The 19,509-nt window shown below is 71.4% G+C and carries 17 protein-coding genes, 1 other RNA gene and 1 pseudogene; 16 read left to right on the top strand and 3 right to left on the bottom strand.

The features are described 5' to 3' along the window. Positions 1-128 precede the first annotated feature (128 nt). A complete protein-coding gene (locus ACIBK6_RS03515) occupies positions 129-314 on the bottom strand; it encodes a hypothetical protein (protein ID WP_399048352.1) in 186 nt (61 codons plus the stop codon). Between the two features lie 265 nt (positions 315-579). On the opposite strand from ACIBK6_RS03515, the gene ftsE reads away from it, so the two are divergent. The 5 genes from ftsE (at position 580) to ssrA (ending at position 4,509) form a co-directional block, all read left to right on the top strand. Further along, entirely contained in the window at positions 580-1,269 is a 690-nt protein-coding gene (gene ftsE, locus ACIBK6_RS03510; protein ID WP_053727228.1) for a cell division ATP-binding protein FtsE, read from the top strand. Between the two features lie 46 nt (positions 1,270-1,315). Then, positions 1,316-2,233 (top strand): permease-like cell division protein FtsX, encoded by a 918-nt coding sequence (gene ftsX / locus ACIBK6_RS03505; RefSeq protein WP_399048350.1) that lies wholly within the window; start codon positions 1,316-1,318, stop codon positions 2,231-2,233. Positions 2,234-2,312: 79 nt separating this feature from the next. Next, positions 2,313-3,500, top strand: a complete 1,188-nt coding sequence (locus tag ACIBK6_RS03500) for a S41 family peptidase (RefSeq protein WP_399048349.1) — start codon at positions 2,313-2,315, stop codon at positions 3,498-3,500. Between the two features lie 34 nt (positions 3,501-3,534). Further along, complete coding sequence (smpB, locus tag ACIBK6_RS03495; RefSeq protein ID WP_399048347.1) at positions 3,535-4,062, top strand: SsrA-binding protein SmpB; 528 nt, start codon at positions 3,535-3,537, stop codon at positions 4,060-4,062. A gap of 77 nt (positions 4,063-4,139) precedes the next feature. Next, positions 4,140-4,509: a transfer-messenger RNA gene (gene ssrA / locus ACIBK6_RS03490) on the top strand. Between the two features lie 67 nt (positions 4,510-4,576). Here ssrA and ACIBK6_RS03485 read toward each other — a convergent pair. Beyond that, positions 4,577-4,996 carry a hypothetical protein gene (locus ACIBK6_RS03485; protein ID WP_399048345.1) on the bottom strand — a complete coding sequence of 140 codons (420 nt, stop codon included), beginning with the start codon at positions 4,994-4,996 and terminating at the stop codon, positions 4,577-4,579. Between the two features lie 72 nt (positions 4,997-5,068). Further along, on the bottom strand, positions 5,069-6,292 hold the full coding sequence (locus ACIBK6_RS03480; protein WP_399048343.1) for an MFS transporter: 1,224 nt from the start codon (positions 6,290-6,292) through the stop codon (positions 5,069-5,071). Between the two features lie 103 nt (positions 6,293-6,395). On the opposite strand from ACIBK6_RS03480, the gene ACIBK6_RS03475 reads away from it, so the two are divergent. The 11 genes and pseudogenes from ACIBK6_RS03475 to ACIBK6_RS03425 all read left to right on the top strand — a co-directional run bounded on the left by ACIBK6_RS03475 (position 6,396) and on the right by ACIBK6_RS03425 (position 19,173). After that, entirely contained in the window at positions 6,396-7,388 is a 993-nt protein-coding gene (locus ACIBK6_RS03475; protein WP_399048341.1) for a LysR family transcriptional regulator, read from the top strand. A 171-nt stretch (positions 7,389-7,559) separates the two neighbouring features. After that, the gene (locus ACIBK6_RS03470) at positions 7,560-8,231 is read left to right on the top strand and encodes a hypothetical protein (RefSeq protein WP_399048340.1); all 672 of its coding nucleotides are present in this window, start codon (positions 7,560-7,562) and stop codon (positions 8,229-8,231) included. Between the two features lie 160 nt (positions 8,232-8,391). After that, a complete protein-coding gene (locus ACIBK6_RS03465) occupies positions 8,392-10,506 on the top strand; it encodes a bifunctional polysaccharide deacetylase/glycosyltransferase family 2 protein (protein WP_399048469.1) in 2,115 nt (704 codons plus the stop codon). Next, positions 10,503-11,657 carry an acyltransferase gene (locus ACIBK6_RS03460; protein WP_399048339.1) on the top strand — a complete coding sequence of 385 codons (1,155 nt, stop codon included), beginning with the start codon at positions 10,503-10,505 and terminating at the stop codon, positions 11,655-11,657. Before ACIBK6_RS03465 ends, ACIBK6_RS03460 begins: the two co-directional genes overlap by 4 nt. A gap of 153 nt (positions 11,658-11,810) precedes the next feature. Next, positions 11,811-13,148: a nitrate/nitrite transporter gene (locus ACIBK6_RS03455; RefSeq protein ID WP_399048468.1), complete on the top strand. Its 1,338-nt coding sequence runs from the start codon at positions 11,811-11,813 to the stop codon at positions 13,146-13,148. A gap of 106 nt (positions 13,149-13,254) precedes the next feature. Continuing rightward, positions 13,255-14,409, top strand: a complete 1,155-nt coding sequence (locus ACIBK6_RS03450) for a uroporphyrinogen-III synthase (RefSeq protein ID WP_399048337.1) — start codon at positions 13,255-13,257, stop codon at positions 14,407-14,409. 1 nt (position 14,410) lies between these two features. Continuing rightward, positions 14,411-14,545 (top strand): annotated as a pseudogene (locus tag ACIBK6_RS03445) (GNAT family N-acetyltransferase); the annotation flags it as partial. A 116-nt stretch (positions 14,546-14,661) separates the two neighbouring features. Further along, on the top strand, positions 14,662-15,222 hold the full coding sequence (locus tag ACIBK6_RS03440) for a CGNR zinc finger domain-containing protein (protein ID WP_399048335.1): 561 nt from the start codon (positions 14,662-14,664) through the stop codon (positions 15,220-15,222). A 94-nt stretch (positions 15,223-15,316) separates the two neighbouring features. Continuing rightward, positions 15,317-15,904 (top strand): sigma-70 family RNA polymerase sigma factor, encoded by a 588-nt coding sequence (locus ACIBK6_RS03435; protein WP_399048467.1) that lies wholly within the window; start codon positions 15,317-15,319, stop codon positions 15,902-15,904. Then, complete coding sequence (locus ACIBK6_RS03430) at positions 15,901-16,662, top strand: anti-sigma factor family protein (protein ID WP_399048333.1); 762 nt, start codon at positions 15,901-15,903, stop codon at positions 16,660-16,662. The genes ACIBK6_RS03435 and ACIBK6_RS03430 overlap by 4 nt, the downstream gene beginning before the upstream one ends. A gap of 117 nt (positions 16,663-16,779) precedes the next feature. After that, positions 16,780-19,173 (top strand): HelD family protein, encoded by a 2,394-nt coding sequence (locus tag ACIBK6_RS03425; protein ID WP_399048332.1) that lies wholly within the window; start codon positions 16,780-16,782, stop codon positions 19,171-19,173. Positions 19,174-19,509 lie beyond the last annotated feature (336 nt).

The following is a 19,509-nucleotide window of genomic DNA, read 5'->3' as shown; positions in this document are numbered from 1 at the left end:
GGTCGTAACGTCGCGTAAGCAGTGAGCGGTAAGTAGCAGGCAGTAAGCAGCAAGCGGTACGCAAGAGGGCCCCGGGTGCCATCCAGCACCCGGGGCCCGCTACGCGTACGGACCGCGGTTCAGGCGGTCTAGTGGGCCAGCAGGGCCAGTGCTCCCACCAGCACTATCAGCAGGGTCAGCAGCGCCGCTGGGCTCAGGGACGCCCACGGGTTGGTCTCCTGCTGCAGGCGCTCCCGGTTCGCCCGGCATACGCGGCAGCGGCCCTCACTCACAGGCGCCGCGCAGTTGGCGCACACCAATCGGTCATAGGTCATGCGCTCTCCTCCTCCCGCGCGGCGGAGCCGGCGCATACAGCCATCAACCCGCTATCTCTCCGCTCAACGCTCAGGGAAACGCAACCGTTCCCCCTACCACTGTGCCAGCTCCCGCGCGTTTCGGCGCGCGCCGCCTGATTCATCCCGGTCCCGGACCCGCAACCCATGGGACATAAGGGGCATCCCCGGACGTGGCCTGCGCGCCCTCGTCCGGTTCGCGTAAGGTCACGCACACCTATACTCCCGGCCGACCCGTGGTGCACCCGTGATCCGATTCGACAATGTCTCCAAGACCTATCCCAAGCAGAACCGACCAGCCCTGCGGGAAGTCTCCCTCGACATCGAGAAGGGGGAGTTCGTCTTCCTTGTCGGCTCGTCCGGTTCCGGGAAGTCGACCTTTCTGAGGCTCGTCCTGCGTGAAGAGCGCGCCAGCCACGGGCAGGTGCATGTGCTCGGCAAGGACCTGGCCCGGCTGTCCAACTGGAAGGTGCCGCACATGCGGCGCCAACTGGGCACGGTATTCCAGGACTTCCGGCTGCTCCCCAACAAGACCGTCGCGGAGAACGTCGCGTTCGCCCAGGAGGTCATCGGCAAGCCGCGCGGCGAGATCCGCAAGGCCGTTCCGCAGGTGCTCGACCTCGTCGGGCTCGGCGGCAAGGAGGACCGCAGGCCCGGTGAGCTCTCCGGTGGTGAGCAGCAGCGCGTGGCGATCGCGCGCGCCTTCGTCAACCGGCCCATGCTGCTCATCGCGGACGAACCGACCGGCAACCTCGACCCGCAGACCTCCGTCGGCATCATGAAGCTGCTCGACCGGATCAACCGGACCGGTACCACCGTCATCATGGCGACCCACGACCAGAACATCGTCGACCAGATGCGCAAGCGCGTCATCGAGCTGGAGTCCGGCCGCCTCGTACGCGACCAGGCGCGCGGCGTCTACGGCTACCAGCACTGAGCGCCGTAGAGCACTCGTCGAGCACTGAAAGGCTGAAATCGTCGCCATGCGCGCTCAGTTCGTTCTCTCGGAGATCGGGGTCGGTCTCCGCCGCAACCTGACCATGACGATCGCCGTCGTCGTCTCGGTCGCCCTGTCCCTCGCCCTGTTCGGCGGGACGCTGCTGATGCGGGACCAGGTCAACAGCATGAAGGACTACTGGTACGACAAGGTCAACGTCTCCCTCTTCCTCTGCAACAAGGCGGACGCCGAGAGCGTCACCCGGTGCGCCAAGGGCGCCGTGACGGCCCAGCAGAAGAAGGACATCGAGGCCGACCTCAAGAAGCTCGACATCGTCCAGAGCGTGGTGTACGAGTCGCAGGACGAGGCGTACAAGCACTACAAGGACCAGTACGGCAGCACCCCGATGGCCAGTTCCATCACCCCCGACCAGATGCCCGAGTCGTTCCGCGTGAAGCTGAAGGACCCGCAGAAGTACAAGGTGGTCGCGACCGCCTTCGCGGGCCGGGACGGCATCGAGTCGGTGCAGGACCAGCGCGGCACCCTGGACACCCTCTTCAAGATCCTCAATGGCATGAACGCGGCGGCCCTCGCGGTCATGACGATCATGCTGATCGTCGCCGTGATGCTGATCGTGAACACGGTCCGGGTCTCCGCGTTCAGCCGTCGCCGGGAGACCGGCATCATGCGGCTGGTGGGTGCGTCCAGCTTCTACATCCAGGCGCCGTTCATCATGGAGGCCGCGTTCGCCGGACTGCTCGGCGGCATCGGGGCGGCCGGACTCCTCGTCATGGCGCGCTACTTCATAATCGATCACGGCATGTCGCTGGCGCAGAACCTGAGTCTGATCAAGTTCATCGGCTGGAACGCGGTGCTGGCGAAGCTTCCGCTGGTGCTCGCCTCCAGCGTCCTGATGCCCGCCGTGGCGGCCTTCCTGGCGCTCCGCAAGTACCTCAAGGTCTGACCCCGCGTGTGACATACGCCCCGGGCGCCGTAGGAGCAACACCCCTACGGCGCCCGACGTTTGTCCTAGACTCGGCGCCATGTCGGGTCCGGACTTCTGTCCCAGGTCCCGCGGCGTGCGCCGCGGGGCGGCTCTGGCCTTGGTCTTCGCGGGCGTCCTCGCGACCGCTGCCGCGGCCGACTGCCTGCCGCGCGCAGAGCAGAGCCCGGCCGCGTTACCGGCCGCCGCGGCCCTCGACGCGCGCGCGGCGCACCCGGCGCGCGGCGCGGACCGCACCGCCGACGACGTGTCCCGGGCGGCCGCCCGCGCCGAGGCCGACGGCACGTCCCCCGACCGCGCCGCCGAGGAGGCCGTCGGCCGCAGCGGCGACCGCTGGGGCGCGGTGTACGACAAGGCGCAGTACGAGCAGTACGTCGCCGCCCTCGACGGCCGCTACACCGGCGTCGGGCTCTGGGTCGGGCGCACCGGCGACGGGCGGATCGCGGTGACGGGGGTCAAGACCGACGGGCCCGCCGCCCGCGCCGGCATCGAAGCGGGTGACGTCCTGCGCGCCGTCGACGGATGGGCGGCCGACGGGCAGCCCGTCACCGACGTGGTCGCCCGGCTGCGCGGCGACGCGGCCGGCAGCAAGGTCGTCGTCACCCTCCAGCGCGGCACCCGAAGCTGGAACCGGACGCTCGACCGGGCGGTCCTGGACACCGAGGCCGTCACCGTCCAGAACCTCTCCGCCCAGGCCGTGATGATCAAGGTGGCGGCCTTCACCAAGGGCTCCGGCGAGCGGGTACGGTCCGCGGTGCGCCAGGCCCCGAAGGACGCCGGGATCCTGCTCGACCTGCGCGGCAACAGCGGCGGCCTGGTCACCGAGGCCGTCACCGCCGCCTCCGCCTTCCTCGACGGCGGTCTCGTCGCCACGTACGACGTGCACGGCAAGCAGCGGGCGCTGTACGCGGCCGACGACGAGGGCACCGCGAGACCCCTGGTCGTGCTGATCGACGGCGGCACCATGAGCGCGGCCGAACTGCTCACCGGCGCGCTGCAGGACCGCGGCAGAGCGGTCACCGTCGGCTCGCGCACCTTCGGCAAGGGGTCGGTCCAGATGCCCACCGGCCTCCCGGGCGGCTCGGTCGCCGAGCTGACCGTCGGCCACTACCGCACCCCCGCGGGCCACGGGCTCGACGGCAAGGGCATCACCCCCGACCTGCCGGTCACCGACCAGCCCCTCCAGCACGCCGAGACCGTGCTGAGCGGCCTGGGCGGCACGTCTTAAACCTGTTGCGCCAAGGTGCGAAAATGGCCGCACTATGGTTAAGAACACGGGCAAGGACAAAGAGAAGGACAGCAAGCGCAAGCTGGTCGCGCAGAACAAGAAGGCACGGCACGACTACCTCATCATCGACACCTACGAGTGCGGTCTGGTGCTGACCGGCACCGAGGTGAAGTCGCTGCGCCAGGGCCGGGCCTCGCTGGTCGACGGGTTCGTGCAGATCGACGGGGGCGAGGCCTGGCTGCACAACGTGCACGTGCCGGAGTACGCCCAGGGCACCTGGACCAACCACAGCGCGCGGCGCAAGCGGAAGCTGCTGCTGCACCGGGTCGAGATCGACAAGCTGGAGTCGAAGTCGGGGGAGTCGGGTCACACGATCGTGCCCCTCGCGCTCTACTTCAAGGACGGCCGAGCCAAGATCGAGATCGCGCTGGCGAAGGGCAAGAAGGAGTACGACAAGCGCCAGACGCTGCGCGAGAAGCAGGACCGGCGCGAGACGGACCGGGCCATCTCGGCGGTCAAGCGGAAGGAGCGGGCCAGCCTCCGTCAGCACCGCGCGGAATAGGCTGGCCCCCTCGGGCGTCGGTCACGTACGATGGGCCGTGCACCTCACAGAAGGTGTACGTTTTGAAAACACAACATGGGGATGATCGGTTTCGACAGCGGATGTCGAAGCAGGGGAAGCGTGTCGAGGAAGCGGCAATGATCTCGTAAACCATATGTCGCAAACAATAATCGCCAACACCAAGCGCGATTCCTTCGCCCTCGCTGCCTAAGTAGCGACTTGCGAAGTGTCAGCCCGGGGCTGTTCCCGACCCGGATCCTGGCATCAGCTAGGGAACTAAACTTCTAGACCCGGTCACGGGGCCTAGGAGGAAATCAAACAGTGACTGGGCCCGTCGGCGACTTGTTCGCGTGATTGCCGGGGCCGAGAAAATCGCAGCGAACTGCACACGGAGAAGCCCTGTTTTTGCACCGTTGGACGCGGGTTCGATTCCCGCCATCTCCACAATTCCCATGTGAGGCAGAGGCCCGGTTGCTTTCGAGCGACCGGGCCTTTGTCGTGCTCGGGGTCGTACTCAGGCGACAGGGCGGCCGGTCAGCATGCCGAGGAGCTGGTCCATCTCGTTGCGCCAGAGGCGGTGCACGTTCATGCGGGTCGGCTTGGCCCGACCGGGCAGCTGGCAGCGGAACGAGCTCCAGAGGGCGCCCCGCTTGACCTCGCCGATCATCTGCATCGCCTCGGCCGGCGGGATCGCGAAGACGATCTCCTGCGGGCGGTTGCTCATCCGGCTGGCCCGGTGCAGCAGCACGGCCTGCTGGGTCACGGTGACGAAGTAATACGTCAGAAAAGCCTGGCCTATGACGCCGAAAAGGCTCATCAGCCAGACGCTGGGGCCCGCTATCGCCTGGATCGTGACGATCGGGCGGTCCTGCGGATTGGCCTGCATGATCGCTTCGGCGACCTGCTGCTGGATGGTCGACTTCTTCATGGCCATGGGGACGGGCCTTTCCTGATACGCCGGACATTCACAGGCCGGACACTCAAGCGGAGGGGGACGCCCCGCTTCTCATCGGGGCGGTGCAGAGTACCGCCCGTGTCCCCAGGCACACACCACCAGGGCGAGCGCCGCCGCGCAGACCGGGACCAAGTAGCCCATCGCGGCGCCCGCTTGCTCGACGACCTGGCCGCCGGTCGCGGAACCGGCCGCGATGCCGCCCAGGATCGCGGTGACGGCGAGGGTCATGCCCTCGTTCAACTGCCCCTCGGGGGTGCGGCGCTGGACCAGCGTCATGCCGGTGACCATCGTCGGCGCGGTGGCCGCGCCCGCGCACAGCAGAGCGGCCGCGAGCACCGCGAGCGAGCCGGTGGTCCGCGCCGCGAGCAGCGGCAGGCACATCAGCGCCGCCATGGCCGCGACGCAGGCGATGAGCCGCCGGGGCACGCTCCGTGCCGGGCGCGCCGATCCGTACAGGAGCCCGGCGACGCAGGACCCGGCTGCCTGGAGGGCGAGCACCGGGCCCGCCGCCGAGGCGTGGCCGAGCCCGGCGGCGTACGCGAGGGTCACCACTTCCAGGGAGCCGAACACCGCGCCGGTGGCGAGGAAGACCGCGAGCAGCGGGGCGAACCCCCGTGCGCGGACCGGGGACTTGGTGGACGTCGTACGGGGTGCGGTGGGCGGCTCGGTGGTGCGCTGGGCGGCGAAGAGCAGCATGCCCGTCATCAGCAGGACCGCCCCGGCCAGCGTGCCGGCCTCGGGGAAGAGGGCCGAGCAGAGGAACGCGGCGGCGACCGGGCCCAGCATGAAGCAGAGTTCGTCGGCGGCCTGCTCGAAGGAGTTGGCGGTGTGCAGGGCCGCCGGGTCCTCGCGGTGCAGATGGGCCCAGCGGGCGCGGGACAGGCCGCCGGTGTTGGGGGTGGTGGCGGTCGCGGCGTACCCGGCGAACAGGGTCCAGTCGGGGGCGCCGAAGTGCACGCACAGGAGCAGCGCGAGCGAGCCGAGCACCGCGACCACCGTGGCCGGTACGGCGATTCGGGCCTGGCCGTGCCGGTCCACGAGCCGGGCCGTCCACGGGGCGACCAGGGCGGTCGCGGCGAGTCCGGTCGCGGTGACCGCACCGGCAAGGGCGTACGAGCCGCGCGAACCCGCGATCATGATCACGGCGCTGACGCTGAACATGCCCATGGGGAGCCGGGCGATGAGGTTGCCGAGGGTGAAGGCGCGGGCGCCGGGGGTGCGGAACAGGCGTATGTACGGATTCGGGCGGCGGGTGAGCGGGGTCGGTTGCGGCATGTCCACGATCCTTCCGGGAGCCGGGCGAAGCGGTCCAACACCTGATCAGCGGTCATTCACCCACTCTTGTTGTCAACGCCCGTGATGCTGTTGACTGCCGCGAGTGCCCCACGACATCGACCCCCGGCTGCTGCGCGCCTTCGCCGCGACCGCCGAGGAGCTGCACTTCACCCGGGCCGCCGCCCGGCTGTTCGTCGCCCAGCAGGCGCTGAGCCGCGACATCCGGCGCCTGGAACGGGAGTTGGGCGCCGACCTCTTCGTTCGCACCACCCGCACCGTGTCCCTGACGGCGGACGGGGCGCGGCTGCTGCCGTACGCCCGCAGGGTGCTCGCCGCCCACGACGAACTGCGCACCGCCTGGGCCGCCGAAGGCGCCGCGCGGCCGCTGCTCGTGGACATCTCGGCGCCCGTCGGCACCGGTGCGCGGGTGCTCGCCGCGGCCCGCCAACAAGCCCCCGGGGTCGAATTCGTGGCCCGCTTCATCAGCGGGCTCACGGGCGCCGCAGCCGAGATCACCGCCGGGCGGCTCGACGTCTCCTTCGGCCGGGTGGCCGGGCTCGACCCGGCGCTGCTCGCCGGGCTCGGCCACCAGCCGGTGCGGTACGAGCGGATGGCGGTGCTGCTGCCCGAGGAGCACCGGCTCGCGGGTCTGGCCGAGGTGCCGCTGGACGCGCTGGCAGGCGAGACGCTGTACGTGGCGGCGGGCAATCCGGCCACCGCCGAGTGGACCGACCTCGCCGAGCGGCTCTTCGCGGGACGCGGCATCCGGGCGGCCGCGCCGTTCCCGGAGATCGCGGGGGAGGAGGAGTTCGTCCGGGTGGTGCGCAAACAGGGCTGGTCGGTGCTCGCCAGCACCGAGTTCATGGCCGTGCCGGGCATGGTCGTACGCCCGCTGACCGGGCCCGTACCGCTCGCGCCGGTCTCCCTGGTGTGGCGCCGGGGGCTGACCCATCCCGGCGTGACGGCGCTGCGGCGGGTCGCGGCCGGGGCCGCCGCGGAGCACGGCTGGCTGGAGCGGCCCGCCGGGAGTTGGCTGCCGGAGGCCGACATGTCCCTGATGGTGGGCAATGCCCCGCATGTGGGGGGCTCGATGTGAACTTCACGCGATACGTGGCCACATGTCTCAGGCTCGTGCGCTACATTCATCGCCCGGGTGCGGCGGGATAGTGGGGGCGCCCGGAACGGGTGGGGTTTCCCCGTTCCGGAGGCGGTGCCCCGAGAGTCGTGCGCGCTACCCGCGAAACACATTCAGGGAGTGCGTACGGAAATGGACAGTCGGATATCGGGCGGGCCGGGCGGACAGCTTGGCGACGCCCGGCCAGCGGACGAGCGCGCATCGCGCGACGCGACGATGCAACTCGGCGTCTTCGCAGAGCAGTTGACCAAGCCGGTACCGGTCCAGCGGACCGCGGCCCCGGACATCACCCGGACGGCCACGGTCCCGAACATCCTGGCCGCCCAGCCCGCCGCGCCGCTGCCGGTCGTCCCGGCCCAGCAGGGCGGCGACGGGCCGGTGTTCGTCGACGCCAGCGGGCGGCGCGGCAAGAAGGTGCGCTGGCTCGGCTGGATCTTCGGGCTCGCCTGCACCGGTTTCGCCGTGGCCCTCGTCGGCTCCCTGCTCGGCGTCAGCGCCCGCGCCCCCGGTCTGACGCTGCCCGAGGGCAGCAAGCCCAGTGCCGCGACGGCCTCGCCCAAGGCCCCCGCCTCGCAGGCGCCGGCGTCGAAGGCCCCCGAGTCCAAGGCGCCGCCGAAGGAAAGCGTCCCCGCGCACAGCGCGTCGAAGGCGCCCGCGCACAAGGCGTCCAAGCCGGCGCACTCCCCGAGCGGCAGCCCCAGCCCGCACCACAGCCCGACGGGGAAGAGCTCCCCGAGCGCCGGCGCCTCCCACAAGCCGTCGGCGCTGACGGCCCTCCCCTCCCCGGACAAGATCCGCATCTGACCACCGCGGGTCCGGGCCCCGCCAGGACGCGGCCCGGACACCGGCCCTGAGCACCAACCCCGTACGGCATCCACGGCGTACCGGCCCCGAAGGCGTAACGACACCTCCCATGCGAACCACCCAGGCCAAGCCGCGGGCCCCGCGGCGCAAGCGGCTGCCCATGCGGTACCTGCTGCCGCTGCTGCTCCTCGTCGCACTCGTCGCCATGCTCATGCTGCGCGGCTATGTGCACAGCGAGATATCCGCCGACCACCGCGTCCGCGACCCCGCACCCACCGACAAGGTGCCCGACAAGATCATCGACGGCGGGCCGGTGATCGACGCGCGCAACCCCGGCAAGCCGGTCAGCCTGCAGATACCGGACCACAAGGTGGTCCTCACCTTCGACGACGGCCCGGACCCCACCTGGACGCCGAAGGTCCTGGACGAGCTGAAGAAGTACCACGCGCACGCCGTCTTCTTCGTCACCGGAACCAACGCCTCGCGCTACCCGGACCTCATCAAGCGCATGGTCGCCGAGGGCCACGAGGTCGGTCTGCACACCTTCAACCACCCCGACCTGTCCTACCAGTCGACGTCGCGGATCGACCGTGAGCTCGCGGAGAACCAGCTCGCCCTCGCGGGCGCCGCCGGTGTCCACAGCTCGCTGTTCCGGCCGCCGTACTCCTCCTTCGCCGACGCCATCGACAACGACACCTGGCCGGTCGTCCAGTACGTCGGCAGCCGCGGCTACATCGTGGCGCTCGACTCCACCGACAGCGAGGACTGGCAGCGGCCGGGGGTGAAGAAGATCATCCACAACGCCACCCCGCAGGACAACAAGGGCGCCATCGTCCTGATGCACGACTTCGGCGGCGACCGCTCGCAGACCGTGGCCGCGCTCGACAAGTTCCTGCCGGACATGCAGGAGTCGGGCTACACCTTCGTCAACCTCACCGACGCGCTCGGCGCGCCGAGCGCGCTGACCCCGGTCAGCGGCATGGACCTGTGGAAGGGCGAGGCGTTCGTCGGCGCCGTCCAGGTCGCCGAGCACATCACCGACATCCTGGTCGTCGGCCTCGCCATCGTCGGCGTGCTGGTCTTCACCCGCTTCGGCCTGATGCTGGTGCTCTCCTTCGTGCACGCCCGCAGGGTCCGCAAGCGCGACTTCCAGTGGGGCCCGCCGGTCACCGAACCGGTCTCGGTCCTCGTGCCCGCGTACAACGAACGCGAATGCATCGCCAACACCGTTCGTTCGCTCATGGCGAGCGATCATCCGATCGAAGTGATCGTCATCGACGACGGTTCGACCGACGGCACCGCCGACATCGTGGAGGCGCTCCGCCTGCCCAATGTGCGCGTGGTACGCCAGGAGAACTCGGGCAAGCCCGCCGCCCTCAACAACGGGATCGCGCACGCCCGTTACGAGATCGTCGTGATGATGGACGGCGACACCGTCTTCGAACCGACCACCGTGCGCGAACTCGTGCAGCCCTTCGGCAACCTGCGTGTCGGCGCCGTCGCCGGCAACGCCAAGGTCGGCAACCGGGACTCGCTCATCGGCGCCTGGCAGCACATCGAGTACGTGATGGGCTTCAACCTCGACCGCCGCATGTACGACCTGATGGGCATCATGCCCACCATCCCCGGCGCGATCGGCGCCTTCCGCAGGCAAGCCCTGGAGCGGGTCGGCGGCATGAGCGAGGACACCCTCGCCGAGGACACCGACATCACCATGGCGATCCACCGCGACGGCTGGCGGGTGGTCTACGCCGAGAACGCCCGCGCCTGGACCGAGGCCCCCGAATCCGTCCAGCAGCTCTGGTCGCAGCGCTACCGCTGGTCGTACGGCACGATGCAGGCGATCTGGAAGCACCGCGGCGCCTTCAGGGACCGCGGCGCCTCCGGCCGCTTCGGCCGCGTCGGCCTGCCGCTGGTGGCGCTGTTCATGGTGGTCGCCCCGCTGCTCGCCCCGCTCATCGACATCTTCCTGCTGTACGGGATCGTCTTCGGCAAGACCGAGCAGACGATCCTGGCCTGGCTCGGTGTGCTCCTGATCCAGGCGGTCTGCGCCGCCTACGCCTTCCGGCTCGACAAGGAGCGCCTGACCCATCTGCTGTCGCTGCCGCTCCAGCAGGTCCTGTACCGGCAGTTGATGTACGTCGTGCTGCTCCAGTCCTGGATCACCGCGGTGACCGGCGGCCGGCTGCGCTGGCAGAAGCTGCGCCGCACCGGAGCGGTCGAGGCGCCCGGCGGCCCGACGGGCCGCGGCACCGAGCGGAAGCCCGCGGTATGACCTCGTACGTGCACGTCCCCGGTGCGGCGGCGCCCGCCGCACCGGCGCCCCGGCCGCCCGCCCGCGACCGGTACTTCGACTTCCTGCGCGCCCTCGCCCTGTTCCGGGTGGTGCTCTACCACCTGATGGGCTGGGCCTGGCTGCCGCTCGCCTTCCCCTCGATGGGCGTGATGTTCGCGCTCGCCGGAAACCTGATGGCGCGCTCCCTCAAGCGGCCCGCCGTGCAGGTCGTCCGCGGCCGGCTGCGCCGCCTGCTGCCGCCGATGTGGCTGCTCGGCGCGGTCGGCATCACCGGCATGCTGGCCCAGGGCTGGGGCCCCGACACCGACGGGCACCCCGCCTGGTGGTGGGGGCGCCTGCTGTTCTGGATCCTCCCGCTCAGCGATCCGCCGTACGCGGCCGGGCTGCCCGGCATCCACGGCGTACTCGGCGAGAACTGGGGCGCCAACCTCGCCGAACCGCTCTGGTACCTGCGCGCCTACCTGTGGTTCGTGCTGCTCTCGCCGCTCTTCCGCACCCTGCTGCGGCGCATCGCCTGGCCGACGATCCTGGCTCCCGTCGCACTCGCCGCGCTCCTGGAGTCCGTGAACCTCGGGCTGCCCCGGCGCGTCGACTCCACGCTCACCGACTTCGCCACCTTCGGCGCCTGCTGGGTCCTCGGCATGGCACACCAGGAGGGCGTCCTGCGGCGGCTGCCGAAGTACGTGGTGCCCTCGCTCGCCCCGTTCGTGATGGCCGCGGGCTACTGGTGGGCCGTGCACGGCGGGTTCTCGGTCACCGGGAACACCGAGCTCGACTCGATCCCGCTCGCGCAGACCCTGTGGTCGCTCGGCGCGGTGCTCCTGCTGCTGCACATCAGCCCCTCGTGGGCCCAGTGGCCGGCCCCGCTGCGCCGCTGGGACCGGCTGATCACCCTGCTCAACTCCCGTGCCGTGACGGTCTACCTGTGGCACAACCTGTGCATCCTGGTCGCCGCCACCCTCTGGGACGACCTGTGGCGCATCCCCGCGCTGGCGGGCGCCGGGAAGTTCCTCAACAGCTCGTGGCCGGTACTCGTCGTGACCTGGCTCCTGATCGGCCTGTGCGTGCTGTGCTTCGGCTGGGTCGAGGACGTGGCGGCCAAGCGCCGCCCGAGGCTCTGGCCCGCCTGAGAGCCTGTTTCTGACGCAGCGGGGCGGCGGTCTCACCGCCGCCGCCCGGCACCCGTGAAGACAAGGTTGCACCCCGGTCACCCGGCGGCACGCGGCCGAAACCCCCCGTCCCTACGGTCGCTTCCACGAGACGCAACCGACCGTGGAGGCATGATGGCTGGCCGTTGGATCGAGCGGTGGGAGCCGGAGGACGACACCTTCTGGCGGGAGACCGGTGAGCGCGTCGCCCGCCGCAACCTGTATCTGTCCGTGTTCTCCGAACACATCGGGTTCTCCATCTGGAGCCTGTGGTCGGTCATGGTGCTCTTCATGGGACCCGGGTACGGCGTGGACCCGGCGGGCAAGTTCTTCCTGATCTCCGTGGCGACCCTCGTCGGCGCGCTGGCCCGTATCCCGTACACCTTCGCCGTGGCCCGCTTCGGCGGCCGCAACTGGACCGTCATCAGCGCCCTGCTGCTGCTCGTGCCGGCCGTCGCCGCCTACCTCGCCATGCAGCCGGGCACCTCGTACACCACCTTCCTGCTCGTCGCCGCGCTCGCCGGGATCGGCGGCGGCAACTTCGCCTCCTCGATGACCAACATCAACGCCTTCTTCCCGCTCCGCAAGAAGGGCTGGGCGCTGGGGCTCAACGCGGGCGGCGGCAACATCGGCGTACCGGTGGTGCAGCTCGTCGGGCTCCTCGTCATCTCCACCGCGGGCGCCACCCACCCGCGCATCGTGCTCGCCGTCTACCTGCCGCTGATCGTGCTCGCCGCCCTTGGCGCCGCCCTGCGGATGGACAACCTGGCGCCGGTACGCAACGACGCCGGCGCCGCCAAGGAGGCGCTGCGGGACGGGCACACCTGGATCATGGCGCTGCTCTACGTCGGGACCTTCGGCTCCTTCATCGGCTACAGCTTCGCCTTCGGCCTGGTCCTGCAGACTCAGTTCGGGCGCACCCCCCTGCAGGCCGCCTCGCTCACCTTCATCGGTCCGCTGCTCGGCTCCGTGATCCGCCCCGTCGGCGGCCGGCTCGCCGACCGGTACGGGGGCGCCCGCATCACCCTGTGGAACTTCGCCGCGATGGCCGCCGCCACCGGAGTCGTCCTGTACGCCTCCGTCCAGAAATCGCTGCCCGTCTTCCTCACCGGCTTCATCGCCCTGTTCGTGCTCAGCGGGCTCGGCAACGGCTCCACCTACAAGATGATCCCCGGCATCTTCCAGGCCAAGGCCCTCGCGCGGGGGCTTGTGGGGGAGGCCGCCGCGGCCCACGGGCGGCGGCTCTCGGGGGCGGCCATGGGGCTCATCGGGGCGGTCGGCGCGCTCGGCGGGCTCGCCATCAACCTCGCCTTCCGGCAGTCCTTCCAGACCGCGGGCACCGGCACCACCGCCTTCGCGGCGTTCCTCGCCTGCTACGCGGTGTGCTTCACGGTCACCTGGGCGGTATACGTGCGCCGACCCGCCGAGGCCGCTGCCGCCGCCGTGCCCGCGCCCGCCTACGCCGAGGTGTGATCCTGATCGCGGGGGTGTGACGTAACAGCAGGGAAACCGAGGTGAACCGCGAGCGTCACGCCCCCTTGGCAGGCTCGGTCGTCACCGCACCACCCCCTGGAGAGTCATGTCCGCAGCACCAGAAGTGGCCGGGCCGCACGGACCGCTTGCCGGGTTCACCGTCGGCGTCACCGCCGCCCGCCGCGCCGAGGAACTCACCGCGCTGCTCACCCGCCGCGGGGCCGCCGTGCTGCACGCGCCCGCCCTGCGCATCGTGCCGCTCGCCGACGACAGCGAACTCCTGGGCGCCACCCGGGAGTTGATCGCCAGGGTGCCCGACACGGTGGTCGCCACCACCGCCATCGGGTTCCGCGGCTGGATCGAGGCGGCCGACGGCTGGGGGATCGGCGACGAGCTGCTCAAGACGCTCCAGGGCGTCGAACTGCTCGCCCGCGGGCCCAAGGTCAAGGGGGCGGTCCGGGCCGCGGGTCTCACCGAGCAGTGGTCGCCGTCCTCGGAGTCGATGGCCGAGGTGCTCGACCGGCTGCTCGCCGAGGGCGTCGCGGGCCGGCGGATCGCGATCCAGCTGCACGGCGAACCCCTGCCGGGCTTCGTGGAGTCGCTGCGCGCGGGCGGCGCCGAGGTGGTGGGGGTGCCGGTGTACCGGTGGATGCCGCCGGAGGACATCGCGCCGCTCGACCGGCTCCTGGACGCCGCCGTCTCGCGCGGCCTGGACGCGCTCACCTTCACCAGCGCCCCGGCCGCGGCCTCCCTGCTGTCCCGGGCCGAGGAGCGCGGCATGCTCGCCGAGCTGCTGCACGCGCTGCACCACGAGGTGCTTCCGGTCTGCGTCGGCCCGGTCACCGCGCTGCCGCTGCAGGCCCGCGGGGTGCCCACGCTCGCCCCCGAACGCTTCCGCCTCGGCCCGCTCGTCCAGCTCCTGTGCACCGAACTGCCCGCCCGCTCAACGGTGTTGCCGCTGGCCGGCCACCGCGTCGAGATCCGCGGCCACGCCGTCCTCGTGGACGGCGCCCTGCACCCCGTGCCGCCGGCCGGAATGGCCCTGCTGCGGGCGCTGTCCCGGCGCCCCGGCTGGGTGGTCCCGCGCGCCGAACTCCTCCGCGCACTCCCCGGCTCGGGCACCGACGAACACGCCGTGGAAACGGCAATGGCCCGGCTCCGTACGGCACTTGGCGCCCCCCGGATCATCCAGACCGTGGTCAAACGCGGCTACCGCCTCGCCCTCGACCCGGCGGCCGACGCCAAGTACGCGGACGGCTGAGGCGGGCCAGCGCGTCCTGCGCAAGGCCGGTTTCGAGGAGTACGGGCTCGCGCCGCGCTATCTGCACATCGACGGCGAGTGGCGCGACCACCGGCTCTTCCAGCGGATCCTGCACGACGGGCCGCCCGAGCGGTAACCGCCTCGGTAACCGCCCGGTAGGAGGGCTTCCGGGGGCGGCCCGCGGCAGGCACTCTGGGGGGTGGCACTCAGACACAGGCTCTCACCGGTAACCCCCTAGGCGGTGACAGGCGCATGGTGCGGTTCGACTCCGGGCGGATCTGTCTGGATCTGCTGGCGACCGGAGCGTACGAGAGGGAACAGCTCGACAGCACCGCACAGCTGGGCCAGTGGCTGCTCCGCGTCGGCCTGGTCCCGCGCGGCACCCCGCTCACCGGACTCGGCGGCGACTGGCCGACCAGATTCATCGAACTCCGGTGCTGTATCGGTCAGTTGGTCCACGCCGAGCTGGGCGGACCGGCCGATGGCGGGCCCGCCGCGCTGGAGCGGGTCAACGCGCTCGCCGCCGCCGCACCCCCGGGCGTACGTGCGATCCGGGGTGCGGACGGCGGACTCGTCCGCACCCTGAGCCGCGCCCCCGAATGCGGCGCGCTGCTCGCCGCCGTCGCCCGGGACGCCGTCGACCTGCTCACAGACCCCGAGGCGCGGGCCCGGCTGCGCCAGTGCGAGGGCGACAACTGCCGACTGCTGTATCTGGACACCTCGCGCGGACGCCGGCGCCGCTGGTGCTCCAGCGAGGTGTGCGGAAACCGGGAGCGGGTGGCCCGGCACCGGCGCCGCGTCGCCGCGCTCTGAAAGGCCCGGTGAGGAAGAAAACCGGCCCGGCGCTGAGTGGATCGCGGCAGCCGTCCGTATGGAGAGATGTACCGGCTCGCAGCCGCGCGCCGGGATGGTCTCGACCTGGAGGTGCCTGTTGCGCAAGGATGCCGCCGTGGCCGATGACCGCCCGCTCGGGGCCCGGCACCGCTCCGTGCCCGACGAGGAGCTGATGCGGGCGCTGTACCGCGAACACGCGGGACCGCTGCTCGCGTACGTCATGCGCCTCGTCGCCGGTGACCGCCAGCGCGCCGAGGACGTCGTGCAGGAGACGCTCATCCGTGCCTGGAAGAACGCCGGTCAGCTCAACCGGGCCACCGGTTCGGTCCGCCCCTGGCTGGTGACGGTCGCGCGCCGCATCGTCATCGACGCCCACCGCAGCCGGCAGGCCCGGCCGCAGGAGGTCGATCCGTCGCCGCTGGAGGTCATGCCCGCGGAGGACGAGATCGACAAGGCGTTGTGGCTGATGACCCTCTCCGACGCGCTCGACGACCTGACCCCGGCCCACCGGGAGGCGCTGGTCGAGACGTACTTCAAGGGACGTACGGTCAATGAGGCGGCCGAGGCGCTGGGCGTACCCAGCGGGACCGTGCGGTCCCGGGTGTTCTACGCGCTGCGCTCCATGAAACTCGCACTGGAGGAACGGGGGGTGACGGCATGACGACCGGGGAGTTCGCCGAGGGCTCGCTGCACGAGGCGGTCGGCGCCTACGCGCTCGGCATCCTGGACGACGCCGAGTCCACCGCCTTCGAGGCCCACCTCGCCGGCTGCGAGCTGTGCGCCCAGGAACTCGACGCCCTCGCGGGCATGGAACCGATGCTGGCCACGCTGAAGGAGTTCCCGGGCCCCGCCACCCAGCCCCTGCGGCCGGTGCCGCCGGGCCTGACCGAGAGCCTGATCGGTGAGGTCGCGGCCCAGCGCGCCAAGCGCAGGCGGCGCGGCGCGTACCTGCTCGCGGCCGCGGCCGCGCTGATCATCGGCGGTCCGGCGGTCGCGGTCGTGGTGACCTCCGCGAACACCGGCACCCACCAGAGCGCCGAGGCGCACCCGATCAGCCCCGCCGAGGACGCCTTCTTCAACCACATGACCCAGAAGGTCTCGGCGACCGACCCGGCGACCCAGGTCACCGCGACCGTCGGCACCGAGTCCAAGGCCTGGGGCACCCACACCGTCCTGGAGCTGAAGAACGTCAAGGGCCCGCTGAAGTGCAGCCTGATCGCGGTCGGCAAGAGCGGCGAGCAGGAGACCGTGACCTCCTGGGCGGTGCCCAACTGGGGCTACGGGATCAAGGACAGCCCGCACGTGTCGGCGCAGTACCCGCTGTACGTGCACGGCGGCACCGCGCTGAACCGCGACCAGATCGACCACTTCGAGGTCCGTACGTTCGACGGGAAGGCCCTCGTGGACGTCCCGGCGTGAGCCGCGTCCCGCCCCGCGCGTCCCGACATGCGGTCAGCTGCCGAATTGTGGCCTGACATCGGGTCCCCCGTCGCGTACGGTTGACGGCTGCCCAATGCACGTCAGAAGGGGGCCTCGGTGGCCGCGCAGGATGCCGCTGTCGATTCCGCTGCCGGAACCTCCGAATCCGCTGTGGATTCGGTCCGGGAACGCGAAATCGCTGGGGAACAGGTACATCTCGACCAGGTGTACCGCCGCCTGGAGGAGAAGATCCACGAGGCGGAGTTCCTGATGAACGACGCCGCCAAACGCGGTCAGGTCGGCACGCCGGGCGCGCTCGCCGAACGCGACGCCCAGGTCTTCCGGGCGGGGGTCCACCTCAACCGGCTCAACAACGAGTTCGAGGACTTCCTCTTCGGCCGGATCGACCTGCTGCTCGGCAAGGACGGCCAGAAGGGCCCGGACGGCGCGTACACCTCGGTCGACCCGGCCGAGGACGCCGTGCGCCCGGACGGCACGGCCGACATCGCGGAGACGCTTCACATCGGCCGGATCGGCGTCCTGGACGCCGACTACACGCCGCTGGTGATCGACTGGCGGGCGCCGGCCGCGGCGCCCTTCTACCGCTCGACGCCGGTCGACCCCGGCCGGGTCGTGCGCCGCCGGGTCATCCGCTCCAAGGGCCGCAAGGTGCTCGGCGTCGAGGACGACCTGATGCGCCCGGAGCTCAAGGCGACCCTGAACGGCGCCGAGCTGCCCGTCATCGGCGACGGCGCCCTGATGGCCGCGCTCGGCCAGGCCCGCAGCCACACCATGCGGGACATCGTCGCCTCCATCCAGGCCGAGCAGGACATGGTGATCCGCGCCCCGGCCGCCTCCGTGACGTACGTGGAGGGCGGCCCCGGCACCGGCAAGACCGCCGTCGCGCTGCACCGCGCGGCCTACCTGCTCTACCAGGACCGGCGCCGCTACGCGGGCGGCATCCTGATCGTCTCGCCGACCCCGCTGCTCGTCGCGTACACCGAGGGCGTGCTGCCCTCGCTCGGCGAGGAGGGCCAGGTCGCGATCCGGGCGGTCGGCAACCTCGTGGACGGCGCGGCGGCCACCGAGTACGACGATCCCGCGGTCGCCCGCGTCAAGGGCTCGTCCCGGATGCTCCACGTGCTGCGCAGGGCCGCCAGGGGCGCCCTCGAAGGGCCGGGGGAGCAGGGCGGGCGCTCCAGGCGGCGCGGCGGCCGGCAGCTCGCCCTCGGCGAGGAGGCGCCCGCGCCGCAGCCCGGCCAGCGGCTGCGCGTCGTCGCGTTCGGCGCCCGGGTCGAGCTGGAGGCCGACGAGCTGCGCCGGATCCGCCAGACCGTGCTCGGCGGCACCGCCCCCGTCAACCTGCTGCGCCCGCGCGCCCGCAGGCTGCTGCTCGACGCGCTGTGGTCGAAGTCGGGCGCGGCCGGCCGGCACACCGATCCGGAACTCGCCGCCGAACTGCGCTCCTCCTTCGACGACGACATCGCCTCCGAGGACAGCTTCATCGCCTTCCTCGACGCGTGGTGGCCGGAGCTCACGCCGCGCGGGGTGCTCGCCGCGATGGCCGACGAGCGGCGGCTGGCCCGCTGGGCCCGCCGGATCCTCAACCAGGGCGAGGTGCGCCGCCTCGCCCGCTCTCTGGCGCGCGCCGCCGACGGCGCCTTCTCGGTGCACGACGTGGCGCTCCTGGACGAGCTGGAGACGCTGCTCGGCGCCCCGGCCCGGCCGCGCAAGAGGCGCGAGTACGACCCGCTGGACGCGCTCACCGGCCTGGAGGAGCTGATGCCGCAGCGCGAGGAGACCCAGCGCGAGCGCGCGGAGCGGCTCGCCCAGGAGCGCACCGAGTACGCGCACGTCATCGTCGACGAGGCGCAGGACCTCACGCCCATGCAGTGGCGGATGGTCGGCCGGCGCGGCCGCACCGCCACCTGGACGGTGGTCGGCGACCCCGCGCAGTCCTCCTGGTCCGACCCGGACGAGGCGGCCGAGGCGCGCGACGAGGCCCTTGGCACCCGCCCGCGCCGCCGCTTCGAACTCACCGTGAACTACCGCAACCCGGCCGAGATCGCCGAACTGGCCGCCAGGGTACTGGCGTTGGCGATGCCGGGCATGAAGTCCCCGGCGGCGGTCCGCTCGACCGGGGTCGAGCCGCGCTTCTCGGTGCTGCGCGACGGTGACCTCGCCCGGTCCGTACGGGAGGAGGCGGCGCGGCTGCTCGACCGGGTGGACGGGACGGTCGGCGTGGTCGTCGCGATGCGGCGCCGCGAACAGGCGGCGCGCTGGCTCGCGGACCTCGGCGACCGGGTGGTGGCGCTGGGCAGCCTGGAGGCGAAGGGCCTGGAGTACGACGCCACCGTGGTGGTGTCCCCGGCGGAGATCGCGGACGAGTCCCCGGCCGGACTGCGCGTCCTGTACGTGGCGTTGACCCGCGCGACCCAGCAGCTCACGGTCGTCTCCGGCGAGCGCGACGAGCCCGACGCGGACGGGGTGCCGGACCTGCTCCGCGATTGAATGCGAGTCAACTCGCGATGCGGGGATCACTTGCCTGAGTGGTTTGTTAGCCTGGGTACGGCACCGGCTCGATCCAAGCCCCCGGGCCCAACCTTAGTCGCTTAGAGCGACCACTTGCCGCGAGGCGAGCATGGCGGGTCGGTGTCATTAACGTGTGCGACAGGCCCACGTCATCTGCGGATGGCGTGGGCCTGTTGTCGTTGGCGGATCGTCGGGAGGAGCTTCGGCGGATCGCCGGTAGGGGCTTCCGCCCGACCATCGCTCTCTCGTATGGTGGAAACTACTTTCCGAAAAAGGTCGTCCATTATCGGCTACCAGCCAGTAGGTGCGACCATC

Source organism: Streptomyces sp. NPDC050485, from assembly GCF_044458185.1.
Lineage (GTDB): Bacteria > Actinomycetota > Actinomycetes > Streptomycetales > Streptomycetaceae > Streptomyces.
The sequence above is the reverse complement of the archived record's forward strand: the minus strand, read 5'-3'. Positions and strand labels throughout refer to the sequence as shown.